This is a genomic window from Oceanobacillus halophilus (assembly GCF_003628505.1).
Classification (GTDB): domain Bacteria; phylum Bacillota; class Bacilli; order Bacillales; family Amphibacillaceae; genus Oceanobacillus; species Oceanobacillus halophilus.
Genome location: NZ_RBZP01000001.1, coordinates 657964 through 672012, shown reverse-complemented (window position 1 = coordinate 672012; position 14049 = coordinate 657964). Strand labels below are relative to the sequence as shown.

Here is a 14049-nt window from a genome sequence, read left to right as displayed (position 1 = left end):
ATAAGATGTTAAACAAAAATGCCTAAGACTAACTATACACAAAAAGTATGGATATTATTATGCTTTTTTAGTATAATATATCGGATGAAAGGGGGAATCCAAATGTCTAAAGAGAAAAATAAGAGTAAGTTTAAGGACAACCTGATTGCTCGCGGGGAAGAAGCAAGTAAAGTACGGAAAATAGTAACTGTGATTATATTAGCGATTGTTCTTATTTTAGTAATTGGCGGTATATCTGGGTATATGTATATTAAATCAGCTTTACAACCACTGGATTCTTCAAGTGATGAAGAGATACAAGTAGAAATACCTTTAGGATCTTCCACCTCCACTATTGCGAATATCCTCGAGGAAAATGGTATCATCAAAAATGGATTTATTTTTCGTTTTTACATAAAGCTTAATAATGAATCTGACTTTCAAGCTGGTGAATATACCTTTTCTCCTTCTATGTCTATAGATGAAATAACAGGGAATCTTAAGACTGGTAAAGTGATGAATGATCCACTCTATAAAGTGACTATTCCCGAAGGAGTGACAATTGACCAAATTGCAGAGATTTATGCTGAAGACCTTCCAATCACGAAAGAAGAGTTTCTTGAAGTAGTTAATGACAAGGAGTACATTAAAGAGTTGATCGATAGATTTCCTATATTGTCTGATGCGATACTAGATGATAATATTATCGCACCATTAGAGGGCTATCTATTCGCAGCAACGTATGACTTCTTTGAAGAAAAGCCAAATATCAAATCTATAGTTGAGACTATGCTTAATCAAACGCAAAAAGTCGTAACTCCATACTATGACCAAATAGAGAATGAAGACATGTCTATACATGAAGTAATAACATTTGCGTCATTGGTAGAAGAAGAAGCAAGAAATGAAAAGCAAAGAAAGAATATAGCTGGGGTATTTTATAATCGCTTAGAAGAAGGAATGCTACTGCAAACAGACCCAACAGTAGCATATGCTGTTGGAGAACACCTGGAAACAACATTGGATAAGCACACTGAAGTAGATTCGCCTTATAACACTTATCAAATTGTTGGATTACCAATTGGACCAATCTCCAACTTCTCAGAGAGTTCATTGGATGCAGTGATGAGTCCTTCAGATGTTGATTTCCTTTACTTTCTTCATGACAGTGATGGGAATATTCACTATGCTGAAACCAATGAGGAACATAATAAAAATCGAGAGAAATATTTAAAGTAAGGTAGATACTTTAGAAATGTGGGTTCAAACTCACATTTCTCGTTTTTTATCTATACATTTAAAAATTCACAAGAACTTTATGTTTGAAGGAAAGAGGTTAGTATGGAAGATCAAATAGCTGATTATTTAGGACAAATATTACCCAAAAAGGAAGATTGGGTTCTTGAATTAGAAGAACAGGCAATAAAAAACAATGTTCCAATAATGGATACGGTTGGAATCCATTTTGTCATGCAATTAGTTCGTATAAAACAGCCTAAAAGAATTTTAGAAGTAGGAACAGCTATCGGCTATTCCGCGCTTCGAATGTTAGAAGCATCTCCAAACACCTCCATTGTAACAATAGAACGAGACGAAACCAGATATCAGCAAGCAATAAACAATATAAATAAATTAGAGAAAACCAATCAAATTGAAGTGATATATGGGGATGCATTGGACATATTAGAAAAGTTACAAGAAGAAAACCAGAACTTTGATTTTATATTTATCGATGCTGCAAAAGGTCAATATAGGCGCTTTTTTGATCTTTGTTCACCACTCTTAACGAATAATGGAATGATATTAACGGACAATGTATTATTTAGAGGATATGTTATGACAGATTCTCAGGAAATCCCCAAACGATATAGAAAAATGGTAGAAAAAATAAAGTTATATAATCAATTTTTAATGAACCACCCAGCTTTTACAACATCTATCATTCCCATCGGAGACGGAGTTGCATTAAGCTACAAGACATGAAAGGAGTCCATTATAAATGAAGGAAAAGCCAGTAGTAATAGGTGTTGCTGGGGGGAGTGGAAGTGGTAAAACTTCTGTTACCAGGTCGATATGCCAACGTTTTACAGATAAAACAATTTTAGTAATAGAGCAGGATTACTATTACAAAGACCAAAGCCACCTTCCCTTTGATGAAAGGTTAAATACCAATTATGACCACCCCTTGGCATTCGATAATGACTTGCTAATCGAGCATTTACATGATTTGTTGGATAATAAACCAATAGAAAAACCGGTATATGATTACACGATCCATACGCGGTCGAAACAGGTAATTCCAGTTCAGCCAAAAGATGTTATTATCTTGGAAGGAATTCTTATTTTGGAGGATCCAAGATTAGTGGATCTAATGGACATTAAAGTATTTGTTGATACAGATGCTGATATTCGAATTATCCGGAGATTACAAAGAGATATTAAAGAGCGAGAAAGAACACTTGATTCTGTGATAAATCAATACCTCAATGAAGTGAGACCTTCTCATTTGCAATTTATTGAACCAACGAAACGGTATGCTGATATTATTATCCCTGAGGGTGGTCAAAATCATGTTGCTATCGATATAATGGCAACTAAAATTGAAAATATATTATCCAAAAAGCAAGAAAACAATAGTTAAAACGCTTGATTATTTGATAAAAGTCTGCCATAGTTATGAATAGCATATTTATAACTATAGTAATATGTTTTAAAAAGAAAGAACCCGCAAAGCTATGACTTATCGTACACTTTGGTATCTCGTTGCGGATTTCATTTTATTCAGATGTATTCTTACGAAATTATTTGAATAGCATTTATAAGTGATTTTTGAGCGGTTTCTGTAAACGCTCATTTGATATTGTATAGTGTAAAAGGAGTGTTTTTAATGGCTGTAGAGAAAAGTTATTATATGACCAAAGAGGGAAAAGAGAAATTAGAGAAAGAGTTGCAATACTTAAAAACAGACCGCAGACAAGAAGTTGTTGAACGTATAAAAATTGCACGTGATTTTGGTGACCTGTCTGAGAACTCTGAATATGATGCTGCTAAAGATGAACAAGCATTCGTCGAACAAAGAATTACTCAGGTTGAAAAGATGATTCGAAACGCTGTTATTATTGAAAATGATGATGCAAATGCGAACATGGTATCATTAGGCAAATCTGTAACATTTGTTGAATTACCAGATGGCGATGAGGAAACTTATACCATTGTAGGTAGTGCAGAAGCAGATCCATTTGAAGGCAAAATATCAAATGATTCTCCAATGGCCAAAAGTTTACTTGGTCAAGAAGTTGGATCAGAAGTTAATGTAACAACTCCTGGTGGAGATATTCAGGTTAAAATCTTAAAAGTTGAGTAAGAAAAAAGTAGGGGGAGTCTCCTGCTTTTTCTTATACAAAAAATACCTTGTTTCTCACACATAAAATATTAATTGGATACGGAATTGTAATATTACATTGTATTCCAGATATGATAAGATAATATAGTAACTTAGGGAGGGGAAGCCATGGAACAGGAGAATCATACACGTAAAAACAAATTTGAGAAACGCCGTAAAAACACTAAATTTATTTCTATCCTTATGATAGTGAGTGTGATCCTTTTAATTCTGTTAATCGGCATTTGGTTATTTGGTGGGGATAGTAACGATGAAAAAACAGATGAGATATCTGATGAGAAAGTTCAGGACCAGTCAGATAACACAGATGAAACATCCATGGAAGATACGGATGAAGAGGCAGCTACAGAAATTGATATAGTTGATGACACCGAAGAAGAAGACACTACCGAAAATGATGAGGAAGATAATAATTCCAACAATGAAGACGTGATAATTGAAGAAGCAGAACCATCAGATGATAATGTATCAGAAGCGTATACAGGAAACTGGGAGCCTGTCGGTACGGAGCAAGAAGGACCTCACACGATTAATTATGATTCTAATTCACAAGATCGCCTTGAAATGACAAAGGCAATACTACTTGCAACAGGCCTTAATGAAGAAGATTATCGTGAATGGTGGATAGGCCGTGGTGGAGAACAAAAAGTGGTTGCTACCGTTTCTGATTCGGCAGAAACTGAAGTTTACCGTGTTTATCTATCGTGGAAAGACAATGAGGGCTGGCAGCCAACAAAAGTAGAAGTACTATTTGAAAATGATTGGGAAAAATATAAATAAAATCACCTAAGATTATGAAGGCTTGAATGGAGGCAATACAGTGACAATTGGAATTATTGGAGCAATGGACGAAGAAGTTTACTTACTTTTAGAAAATATGATTGAGAAAAAAGAAGAGAAGATAGCTAACTGTCTGTTTGTTGAAGGGAAATTACATGGAAAAGATGTTGTCCTTTTAAAATCCGGAATAGGAAAAGTCAATGCTGCAATGGCAACTACCATTATGCATGAACGTTATGCTCCATCCTATGTAATTAATACAGGTTCAGCAGGAGGATTTTCAGAAAAACTAGACGTAGGCGATGTAGTAATATCGAGTAAAGTCGTTCATCATGATGTAGACGTAACAGCATTTAATTATGATTACGGACAAGTACCAGCTATGCCAGCGATGTACACTGCTGATTCTAACTTAATTTCTAAAGCTGTTAATGCGGTTGAATACTTAGGATTAAATTATGAGGAAGGAATTATTGCAACAGGAGATTCATTTATGGATGACGCAGAACGCGTGACTTTTATAAGAGACAAGTTCCCATCCATGATTGCCTCAGAAATGGAAGCAGCCGCAGTTGCACAAGTTTGTTATCAATATAATAAGCCATTTGTAATTATCCGAGCACTTTCAGATATTGCCGGAAAAGAGTCTTCTATTTCATTTGATGCATTCCTTGAAAAAGCAGCAAAAAATGCGGCGGAATTAATTATGTCTATGATAAAAACATTTTAAATAAGTATTTAAATAAGGCTCTTATCTAAAAGAATATGCTTTTTATAATTGATTACTTTAAATAAGAATACTGCTATATATCCGCTACTTGAGCCTATTTCGAGCTAAAGCACTCTGTAGACTCACCTAGGCTTTTCTTCCTGGGGAAAGCGAAGTATTCTGCTGGAGCATATGACAGCAGAAAACAATCCTATATGTAAGCAAGAGCTAACTATTCTGAAATAAATTAATCAGGATTTCAGGAGTTTCTATCTAAGTCGTATTAAAAATAGGAAAAAACAATGCACTACTTTGCTGTGCATTGTTTTTTGTATTTTGTTAGATATTCTTTAGTTCATTAGACCCTTAGTAGTTATCTCTTTCCTTGCGATAATACTCATGAAATACTTTCATAAGTGCTCTTTTTTCGATGCGTGATACGTAACTTCGTGAAATATTTAATTTCTTAGCTATTTCTCTTTGTGTCATCTCTTTGTATTCGTTTAAACCATAACGGTAAATTATTACTTCCCGTTCTCGCTTATCAAGAATAGATAAATAATCTTGCATTTTCTCAATTTCCATATTTAATTGTATATATTCAATAATATTTTCATTTTCAGCTTCTAAAATATCAATTAAACTAATTTCATTTCCTTCCTTATCCTGGCCAATGGGATCATGCAAAGAAACATCCTTTTTCACTTTCTTTAAAGCGCGCAAATGCATAAGTATCTCATTTTCAATACACCTTGCCGCGTAAGTTGCGAGTTTTGTACCTTTATCAAGAGAAAAACTTTCTACTCCTTTTATCAGACCTATTGTTCCGATGGAAATAAGATCTTCCATATCTTCTCCTGTGTTTTCAAACTTTTTAACAATATGTGCGACTAAGCGCAAATTATGTTCTATCAATTTGTTTCTTGCAGTCTCACTGCCTTCTTGCATTTCTTGAATATATTTTCTCTCTTCATCAGGTGGTAAAGGTTGAGGAAAAGCATGATTTTTTACATAGGATACAAAAAATAGTACTTCCTTTACAAGAAGAGCAAGAACAGTCAGGATTCCAGACAAACACAGCACCTCCTCAAATTATTAACCTCTTTGCAGTCATTAGTCCTGATCGTTTGGAAGTGTAAGACTCTATCCCTGCAAGTTAGTTCAGGCATTCGCCTTATCTTTCTATATTGGGTATTTGCCTATATAACATCTTTATGAAGGAGGAGGTGCTTTCGTGTCTGTCCACTTAAATTAAAGAAGCTCCATTCTAAAATAATATTGCTCTTGTTGATTAAAACATTTAGATTCGATAAAAATATGAAAATATCGCATAAAAAAGTGACTCTCCTATAGGAAAGTCACTTGCTTTGTATTCTTGTTTTATAATTTTCATAGGCATCTTTGCGATTTTTTATTACAGGTTTAACACCATTTGCATGCGCAGCTCTGGAAATCATATGTGCAGATACAGGATTAGTTATTAGGATAAACAGTATCGCTAATAATAATTTACCACTTACAATGTCATGCTGAATAAACAAAAACATAAATGCGCCAATTAACAGACTTGCTAGTCCTAATGTTGGAGCTTTTGTAGCAGCATGAAGCTTGGTGTATACATCCGGAAAGCGAATAATACCAATAGAAGCAGAGAAAACAAAAAATGCCCCAATTAAAACAGATAAAATTATAATTATGTTAATGATAATATGCAGTAACATTTCACTTTCTGTCAATGATAACACCCTCTTCTAAATATTTAGCAATACCTACCGTACCTAAGAAGGCCAAAATTCCAATTAGTAGGACCACATCATTCAGCTTATCAGTGACAAGATAGATGGATAGAAGAGTAGCTACTGCCATTAAGTTAATTCCAATAGTATCAAGTGCTACAGCACGTTCAACATTATTTGGACCAACAATTATTTGGTACATGAGTAAGATGAGTGAAACAGCTATTGCAATAAAACCAATTGTTACACTTAATTCTAATATTTGTTCGGTTAAGTATAAAACTTCTCTCATCTTGTCACCTCCATAATCATTCTTTCAAAGGTTGTTTTAATTTCTGTAATGGATTTATTGACATCATCTATATTCATCGCATGGATGAATAAGGATTGATTATCATCTGAAACTGCTACAGATAAAGTTCCCGGTGTTAAAGATATTAACCCTGCTAAAATTGAAATCTCCCAATTAGATTTCACGTCCAGTGGTAACTCAAAAATCCCAGGTTCTGCTGTTTTTTTAGGTGAGTAGATATACTTTAACATGTCGATATTGGAAATAATCACTTCTTTAATAAAGATAAAGATAAGTTTAAAGATATTTACTACCTTAATAAAATAAAACTCACCTGAAATAAATCGGCGCATCAGGAACAATAATAGAATCCCAAATATAAACCCTGTAATAAAACTAGGGATCGCGTATGATTCACTCAGAAACATCCATAAGACTGCAATGATTAAGTTAATAATAATTTGAAAGGCCATATTACATTACTCCTTTAGTACAGAATCAATATAAACGTCAGGATCCAGCAAATATATTGCAATGGAATCACTGATTGGATAGAAATATTCTGCTCCCACTCCTAAAATGACAGTTATAGCTAAAAGGAAAACGATTGGAGCAATCAATCCTTTAGTTGACTTAATGGTTAATCCTTTCATTGCGTCTTTATCACCCCAGAAACCTCTAATAAAGATCTTAATGATGGAGTAAAGAATTAAAAGACTGGTAATTAGTGCAATGATAGCAATAATCACTTCTTCATTCCTAAATGCTCCTTCTAATAATAACAGCTTACCTATAAAACCACTAAATGGTGGTATGCCTGCTAGAACAAAAGCAGAGATAAATAGGAGCCATCCCAGAACTGGGTAGTGATGAATTAGTCCATTCATCTTGCGTAGATCTGAAGTTCCTGCAACATAGGCAATAACGCCTACCAACAAGAATAGTGCAGCTTTTACTATCATATCCTGAACAAGATAATAAATAGACCCGCTTAATGCAGCCTGATTGAATATTCCTATTCCCATAATCATATAGCCGATAGCAGGAATAATATTGTAAGCAATGATGAGCTTTATATTATTGGTTGAAAGAGCACCAATAACACCAAATATCATTGATAGACCTGCTATCCAAATGAAAAATTCATGTGTCAGTTCAATTCGATGTACAAAAATCAATGTAAATACTCGTACGATGGAATATACTCCAACCTTTGTTAATAATGCTCCAAATAAAGCTGAAATGACAGGACTTGGAACGATATAGGAGTTAGGTAGCCAGTAATAAAGAGGGAACAACGCAGCTTTCGTTGCAAATACAAAGAAAAGCAAGAATGCGATAGTTGTTAATATTCCTTGCTGATCAACTTCAGCCACACGCTCAGCGATTTGAGCCATATTTACTGTTCCAACTACACCATATAAAAAGGCTATGGCAGTAACAAATAACATCGATGAAAATAAATTAATTAATAAATATTTAATGGATTCTCTAAATTGTACTTTATCTCCACCTAGAACAATTAATGCATAGGATGCCATTAATAATACTTCAAAGAAAACAAATAGGTTAAATAAGTCTCCAGTTATAAATGCACCAGACACACCACTTATAAGAAAGAAGAAAAAGGGGTAGAAGTAGTAATTCTCTTTTTCTCCTAAACCTGAATAAGGTGCGTAAAATGCACAAGCAACTGATACGATATTGGTGGTTAATAGTAGTGCTGCAGCCAGGGTATCTACTACTAATATAATTCCGAATGGTGCTACCCATCCGCCTGTTTCTAAAGTTATTGTTCCATTTTCAATGACATACCATGCAATATATCCAGAAACTCCGAATCCTATAAGAGAGAATATCTTCGTTAATAATCTTGAAATTCTCACCTTAGAATTGAAGAATACTAAGATAATTGCTGATAACAACGGTAAGACAATCGGTAAGACTGCTAAATTAATCATGTGACCCGCCCCTTAACTGTTCCATATTATCTGTATTGTTTTCTTGAGTAGTACGATACGCCAGTACAAGAAGGAGACCGGTAATACCGAAACTAATAACAATAGATGTTAGAATTAATGCTTGTGGCAGCGGATCGGTATATTCAGTAACGCCATCCATCAATACAGGAGGCTGACCAGTTTTTAATTTACCCATTGTCAAAATGATTAGATGGGCACCATGGGATAATAGTATCGTTCCAATGATAATTCGTAGCAATTGTTTTTGTAACAAATTGTAGATTGCTGTAGCAAATAACACACCACTAAGTATGAGGATTAATATCTCCATTTATTTCGCCCCCTTTTTCTTCTGCATTTTTATCAGTGCAAGGACGGCAAGCGCTGCAATACCAAGTACAGTTATTTCAAACAATGTATCTAGTCCACGGAAGTCTACGAGAATAACGTTAACTACGTTATCTCCGCCACCTAATTTATAGGAATTTTCTAAGAAGTATTCTGATATAGAACTATACCAATTTGAACTATGTGCAGAAATGCCTACTAATGTGATAAGCAATCCAAATCCAATGGCGATGAAACTGTTAGACAATTTCGTACTGACTGGTTCCTCTCTTTTTCTTAACTTAGGTAAATGGTAGAAACACAACAGGAATATAGCAATAGATACGGTTTCTACAACTAATTGTGTAAGGGCAATATCAGGTGCCCGGTAAATCACAAAGAGCATAGAAACACCATAGCCAACAATCCCTGTCACTAAAATAGCTGCTATATTATTATTCATATAAAGTGTTGCGACAGCGCCTATCATAATCGTTATAACAACAGCGACTTCTAGAGTAGTGATTTCTGCTAAATTACTGTAATCTATTGCAAAACCATCCGTGATATACATATAAATAGCAGTCACAATCAGTGTAGTTCCTAGGATTAGGGACATATAGGTTCTGAGTGAACCAGTCATATACGTCTTAGTAATGGAGGTAGAATATTGATCCAACTTCTCGACAATCCAGTCATACACTCTATTGAAGCTTAGCTTACCTGGAAGGGTATTGTATATTCCATTCCACTTGGTTCGCGTTAAATACAAAATGATTCCAACAGCAACGACGATAAGTGACATGATTAAAGGTAAGTTAAATCCATGCCAGAATTTCACTTCATGATATTCAACACCACTATTAACTGCTTGTGCTGCATGAAGTAAGAATGGCTGATTAACTTTATCAGCAAATAGACCTATCAAAATAACTCCCAATACAAGAATAATTGGTGAGATTAACATACCAAAGGGTGCTTCATGTGGTTTCTTTGGCAACTGTTCCAAATGCTTGGGACCAGTGAACACGCCAAATAAGAAATACATGGAATAGACGAATGTAAAGATGCTACCAAATACAGCTAAATATGGAATTGCTTCCGCTAACCAAGCTACACCTTCTAAGCCTAAAGTAGCATCAAAGAATAGCTCTTTACTATAGAAGCCATTTAGGAATGGGAATGGAACCCCAGCCATGGAAAAAGTACCAAATAGAGCTAATGTGAATGAAATGGGCATTAATGTTAGGAGACCACCGAGTTTTCTTATATCTCTGGTTCCTGTTTCATGGTCAATAATACCTGCAATCATAAATAAACTTCCTTTAAATGTTGCATGGTTAAGTATGTGGAATACAGCAGCAAAGACAGCAGCTTGTGTTCCAAAACCTAACATTGCCATAATCATCCCTAATTGACTAATAGTAGAGAAAGCAAGAATTCCCTTTAAATCGGTTTGTCTTACAGCCATATATGAACCCCAGCAAAGTGTAATAATACCGACAAGACTTACTGCAATAAAGAACCCTTCGTAACCAGCAAAAATAGGGGAGAATCTAGCTATTAGAAATATCCCTGCTTTAACCATTGTTGCTGAGTGCAAATAAGCACTTACAGGAGTTGGTGCTTCCATTGCATCTGGTAACCAGATATGGAAAGGAAATTGAGCTGATTTTGTAAATGCACCAAGAAGGATAAATATTAAAATAAGCGGTAAAAATTCACTTGCTAAAATGATGTCCACCTGATCAATCATTGCTTGTACACTGGTAGTACCAGTAATAATCGTAAGGAAAATAAATCCTCCGAGCATACTCAGTCCACCAAAAACAGTAATCAGCATTGATTTTAGTGCCCCGTATCTTGAACGTTCTTTAAAGTTCCAGTAACCAATTAGTAAGAATGAAGAAATTGATGTTAATTCCCAAAAGGCATATAATACGAAAACATTATCGGAAAGGACAACACCTAACATAGCGGTCATAAACATTAAAAGAAATACATAAAAATGTCCTAATTTTTCCGATTTATGTAGATAAAAGATAGAGTAGAGTACAACCAGTGCCCCAATACCACTGATTAGTAAAACGAATAGTAAGCTTAATCCATCTAAATAGAAATCTAAATTCATATCTAGAGAGGGAATCCAATTAACAGTTTGTCTTATTGGATTAAAGTCCGACCCAATAAACTGTACAAAATATAGGAAAATAATGAAAGGAATTATGAATACAAAAGTACCAGTATGTATTCTATCTTTAAATTTGCTAATCCATGGGACAAATATAGCAAATAATAATGGAGCAAAAACTGCGTAAATCATCTAATGCTATTCCTCCTTAATATATGTGTATGAAACAATCATTCTTACGTTCCAATTTGGAATTTGGTTACTTAGAAGACTGGCTGACTTGTCCTAAAATAATGGTCCAATAATTGGGGAATGGATATGACAATTGCAATGAGAATTGTAATCAATTGTGGGAACAAAACTAGTCTTAATTATAATATATTGCAAAAAAAGACACAAACATATACTACCATATAAATGTGCAAATAAATAACTCCTACCTTAATAAAGGTAGGAGTAGGAAAATTATCTAACTTATTTTATCCATTATTAACTAGACTTTATGCACTTAATTTTGTGGGATAAACTTCTTCTATGGATTTCTTCTTCTATTAAGGAAATAAAATCAGGGCTTAAGTTTAAATCGTTTGCTGTATAATAGGATTCTATTAGTAGCTCATCTGATAAATGTTCCATCCATACAGCCCTCCTAAGTAAATTGTCTTACTTGATTTATGTTAATAATAATTTACCATGTTTCTTAAACTAGGACAAGGCGAAAGTTATCTACATCAGACTGTAGATAACTTGTGAGCAATCGAATAATATACCTTGTAAAATGTACATTAAAGCCTGTTGAAATTGTGAATAAAGTTATCCACAACACGAAACTTGGAGATATTTGTCGAACGATTTTTTAAAAACTTATCGAAAAAACGCATAATTGAATTGGTTTTTATCATATATTTACAATTTGTCCCTAAACATGAAAAAAGATATCCCGACACATTTGTATGGAACAAAACTTTTTTTCTATGGTAAATTAATGTAGGATTAGTTTATAATGGGTAATTGTGACAAAACGTGAACATTTTAGGGATGACAACGAGGTGTAGTGAAAATGTTTAGTAAATTTTTGCCAAATGAGTATGTTAAAAGTATATTTGAAATACATCCAGATGATTTGAAACAAAGAGGAATTAAAGGAATTATCACAGACCTAGATAACACACTAGTAGCCTGGGATGTAAAGGATGCTACTCCAGAGGTAATTCAATGGTTTAAACGAATGAAAGAACATGATATACAAATTACAATTATATCTAATAATAATCTTAATCGTGTAAAAGTTTTTTCAGAACCATTAGATATACCTTTCGTTTATAGTGCCAGAAAACCTTTAAGGCGAGCTTTTAAAAAGGTACAAAAGCAAATGCACTTAAAAAAAGAGGAAGTTGTAGTTATAGGAGATCAGGTCTTAACTGATGTTCTGGGCGGCAATAGCGCTGGATTATATACAATCTTAGTTGTTCCTATTGTTCAAACCGATGGAAAAATTACACGAATAAACCGAAGAATCGAACGGGTTATCTTAAGGAAGTTAAGTAAAAAAGGAAAAATTAGGTGGGAGGAATAAGCTTGGATACAATATACTGTCAAGGATGTGGAATTCAGATTCAAAGTTCTGATCCAGAAAAACCCGGTTACACTCCAAAATCCTCATTAGAGAAAGAAAATATCCTATGTAAAAGATGTTTTCGGTTAAAACATTATAATGAGATACAAGAAGTGTCTATAACAGATGATGACTTTTTAAAAATGGTAAGTACTATTCGAAATGCCAATGGGTTAGTTGTTCATCTAATTGACATATTTGATGTAAATGGAAGCTTGATCAAGAGTCTCCCTCGGATAACTGGTGATAATCCAATTGTACTAGTAGGAAATAAAATGGACTTGTTACCTAAATCAACTAATCAACGGAAATTAGTACAATGGTTAAGAAAACAAGCAAAAGATGCAGGAATCAAAGTACTAGATGTATTTTTAATTTCTTCTATTAAAGGTCATGGAATAGAAGAATTATCAAGCCAAATAGACTATTATCGTAAACAGAAAGATGTATACATTGTTGGAACTACGAACGTTGGTAAATCAACCTTTATCAATCGTTTAATTAAACAATCTACTGGCATCAGTGAAGTGATTACAACGTCATATTTCCCTGGTACAACCCTCGGATTTATTGAAATTCCTTTAGGAGGTAACGCATCATTAATAGATACACCAGGGATTGTTAACAGACAACAGATGTCCCACTATATTTCAGAAGAGGATATGAAGTTAATTACACCTAAGAAAGAAATAAAGCCGCGTGTTTATCAATTGAATAGTGAGCAGACACTCTTTTTTGGTGGTTTGGCTCGTTTGGATTTTGTAAAAGGGCAAAAGCAATCATTTGTATGTTATTTTTCTAATTTGTTGCCGATACATCGAACAAAACTAGAAAAAGCTGATCATTTGTATGAAAATCACTTAGGTGAATTATTAACACCGCCAAATGAAAAAACGATGGAGACATTACCTGAATTTACCGAAAGTACATTCAAAATAAGCCAAGAAAAAACAGACATCGTTTTTCCTGGATTAGGATGGGTGAGCTTATCAGGGGAAGAAGCAACCATCCGAGCACACAGTCCAAAAGGAGTAGCCATCTCTATTAGAAAATCACTAATTTAAAGTCACTTTACTCTAAGTTGTTTTTTATTGACACAGAAAGTATCACATAGTT

Annotated in this window: 16 protein-coding genes; 8 read left to right on the top strand and 8 right to left on the bottom strand. The window is 34.1% G+C overall.

Annotated elements, in window-relative coordinates; genetic code table 11:
• Window positions 1-102 precede the first annotated feature (102 nt).
• The 6 genes from mltG to mtnN all read left to right on the top strand — a co-directional run bounded on the left by mltG (window position 103) and on the right by mtnN (window position 4892).
• Entirely contained in the window at window positions 103-1218 is a 1116-nt protein-coding gene (gene mltG, locus D8M06_RS03460) for an endolytic transglycosylase MltG (protein WP_121202941.1), read from the top strand.
• Window positions 1219-1320: 102 nt separating this feature from the next.
• On the top strand, window positions 1321-1962 hold the full coding sequence (locus tag D8M06_RS03455) for an O-methyltransferase (RefSeq protein ID WP_121202940.1): 642 nt from the start codon (window positions 1321-1323) through the stop codon (window positions 1960-1962).
• Window positions 1963-1978: 16 nt separating this feature from the next.
• Window positions 1979-2620 carry a uridine kinase gene (udk, locus tag D8M06_RS03450; protein WP_121202939.1) on the top strand — a complete coding sequence of 214 codons (642 nt, stop codon included), beginning with the start codon at window positions 1979-1981 and terminating at the stop codon, window positions 2618-2620.
• Window positions 2621-2866: 246 nt separating this feature from the next.
• Window positions 2867-3343, top strand: a complete 477-nt coding sequence (gene greA / locus D8M06_RS03445; protein WP_121202938.1) for a transcription elongation factor GreA — start codon at window positions 2867-2869, stop codon at window positions 3341-3343.
• Between the two features lie 147 nt (window positions 3344-3490).
• Window positions 3491-4162: a YrrS family protein gene (locus D8M06_RS03440; RefSeq protein WP_121202937.1), complete on the top strand. Its 672-nt coding sequence runs from the start codon at window positions 3491-3493 to the stop codon at window positions 4160-4162.
• Between the two features lie 40 nt (window positions 4163-4202).
• Window positions 4203-4892 (top strand): 5'-methylthioadenosine/S-adenosylhomocysteine nucleosidase, encoded by a 690-nt coding sequence (gene mtnN / locus D8M06_RS03435; protein WP_121202936.1) that lies wholly within the window; start codon window positions 4203-4205, stop codon window positions 4890-4892.
• Between the two features lie 345 nt (window positions 4893-5237).
• On the opposite strand, the gene sigK is transcribed toward mtnN, so the two are convergent.
• The 8 genes from sigK to sda all read right to left on the bottom strand — a co-directional run bounded on the left by sigK (window position 5238) and on the right by sda (window position 11954).
• The gene (sigK, locus tag D8M06_RS03430) at window positions 5238-5945 is read right to left on the bottom strand and encodes an RNA polymerase sporulation sigma factor SigK (protein ID WP_121202935.1); all 708 of its coding nucleotides are present in this window, start codon (window positions 5943-5945) and stop codon (window positions 5238-5240) included.
• A 284-nt stretch (window positions 5946-6229) separates the two neighbouring features.
• Window positions 6230-6592: a monovalent cation/H(+) antiporter subunit G gene (gene mnhG, locus D8M06_RS03425; RefSeq protein ID WP_121203091.1), complete on the bottom strand. Its 363-nt coding sequence runs from the start codon at window positions 6590-6592 to the stop codon at window positions 6230-6232.
• Window position 6593: 1 nt separating this feature from the next.
• The gene (locus tag D8M06_RS03420) at window positions 6594-6899 is read right to left on the bottom strand and encodes a monovalent cation/H+ antiporter complex subunit F (RefSeq protein WP_121202934.1); all 306 of its coding nucleotides are present in this window, start codon (window positions 6897-6899) and stop codon (window positions 6594-6596) included.
• Window positions 6896-7372 (bottom strand): Na+/H+ antiporter subunit E, encoded by a 477-nt coding sequence (locus D8M06_RS03415; protein WP_121202933.1) that lies wholly within the window; start codon window positions 7370-7372, stop codon window positions 6896-6898. Before D8M06_RS03415 ends, D8M06_RS03420 begins: the two co-directional genes overlap by 4 nt.
• A gap of 6 nt (window positions 7373-7378) precedes the next feature.
• Window positions 7379-8860: a Na+/H+ antiporter subunit D gene (locus tag D8M06_RS03410; RefSeq protein WP_121202932.1), complete on the bottom strand. Its 1482-nt coding sequence runs from the start codon at window positions 8858-8860 to the stop codon at window positions 7379-7381.
• Window positions 8853-9191, bottom strand: a complete 339-nt coding sequence (locus D8M06_RS03405; RefSeq protein ID WP_121202931.1) for a Na(+)/H(+) antiporter subunit C — start codon at window positions 9189-9191, stop codon at window positions 8853-8855. Before D8M06_RS03405 ends, D8M06_RS03410 begins: the two co-directional genes overlap by 8 nt.
• Window positions 9192-11510: a Na+/H+ antiporter subunit A gene (locus tag D8M06_RS03400; RefSeq protein WP_121202930.1), complete on the bottom strand. Its 2319-nt coding sequence runs from the start codon at window positions 11508-11510 to the stop codon at window positions 9192-9194.
• A gap of 297 nt (window positions 11511-11807) precedes the next feature.
• Window positions 11808-11954, bottom strand: coding sequence for a sporulation histidine kinase inhibitor Sda (gene sda / locus D8M06_RS03395; RefSeq protein ID WP_121202929.1), 147 nt, complete (start codon window positions 11952-11954; stop codon window positions 11808-11810).
• Between the two features lie 424 nt (window positions 11955-12378).
• Here sda and D8M06_RS03390 point away from each other — a divergent pair, with 424 nt between their 5' ends.
• A complete protein-coding gene (locus tag D8M06_RS03390; protein ID WP_121202928.1) occupies window positions 12379-12894 on the top strand; it encodes a YqeG family HAD IIIA-type phosphatase in 516 nt (171 codons plus the stop codon).
• Between the two features lie 2 nt (window positions 12895-12896).
• Window positions 12897-13997 carry a ribosome biogenesis GTPase YqeH gene (gene yqeH / locus D8M06_RS03385; protein WP_121202927.1) on the top strand — a complete coding sequence of 367 codons (1101 nt, stop codon included), beginning with the start codon at window positions 12897-12899 and terminating at the stop codon, window positions 13995-13997.
• Window positions 13998-14049 lie beyond the last annotated feature (52 nt).

Bases quoted from the DNA above. Each gene is read 5' to 3' on its own strand.
- mltG (WP_121202941.1), top strand. From the start codon at position 103: ATGTCTAAAGAGAAAAATAAGAGTAAGTTTAAGGACAACCTGATTGCT.
- D8M06_RS03455 (WP_121202940.1), top strand. From the start codon at position 1,321: ATGGAAGATCAAATAGCTGATTATTTAGGACAAATATTACCCAAAAAG.
- udk (WP_121202939.1), top strand. From the start codon at position 1,979: ATGAAGGAAAAGCCAGTAGTAATAGGTGTTGCTGGGGGGAGTGGAAGT.
- greA (WP_121202938.1), top strand. From the start codon at position 2,867: ATGGCTGTAGAGAAAAGTTATTATATGACCAAAGAGGGAAAAGAGAAA.
- D8M06_RS03440 (WP_121202937.1), top strand. From the start codon at position 3,491: ATGGAACAGGAGAATCATACACGTAAAAACAAATTTGAGAAACGCCGT.
- mnhG (WP_121203091.1), bottom strand. From the start codon at position 6,592: ATGTTACTGCATATTATCATTAACATAATTATAATTTTATCTGTTTTA.
- D8M06_RS03420 (WP_121202934.1), bottom strand. From the start codon at position 6,899: ATGAGAGAAGTTTTATACTTAACCGAACAAATATTAGAATTAAGTGTA.
- D8M06_RS03415 (WP_121202933.1), bottom strand. From the start codon at position 7,372: ATGGCCTTTCAAATTATTATTAACTTAATCATTGCAGTCTTATGGATG.
- D8M06_RS03410 (WP_121202932.1), bottom strand. From the start codon at position 8,860: ATGATTAATTTAGCAGTCTTACCGATTGTCTTACCGTTGTTATCAGCA.
- D8M06_RS03405 (WP_121202931.1), bottom strand. From the start codon at position 9,191: ATGGAGATATTAATCCTCATACTTAGTGGTGTGTTATTTGCTACAGCA.
- D8M06_RS03400 (WP_121202930.1), bottom strand. From the start codon at position 11,510: ATGATTTACGCAGTTTTTGCTCCATTATTATTTGCTATATTTGTCCCA.
- sda (WP_121202929.1), bottom strand. From the start codon at position 11,954: ATGGAACATTTATCAGATGAGCTACTAATAGAATCCTATTATACAGCA.
- D8M06_RS03390 (WP_121202928.1), top strand. From the start codon at position 12,379: ATGTTTAGTAAATTTTTGCCAAATGAGTATGTTAAAAGTATATTTGAA.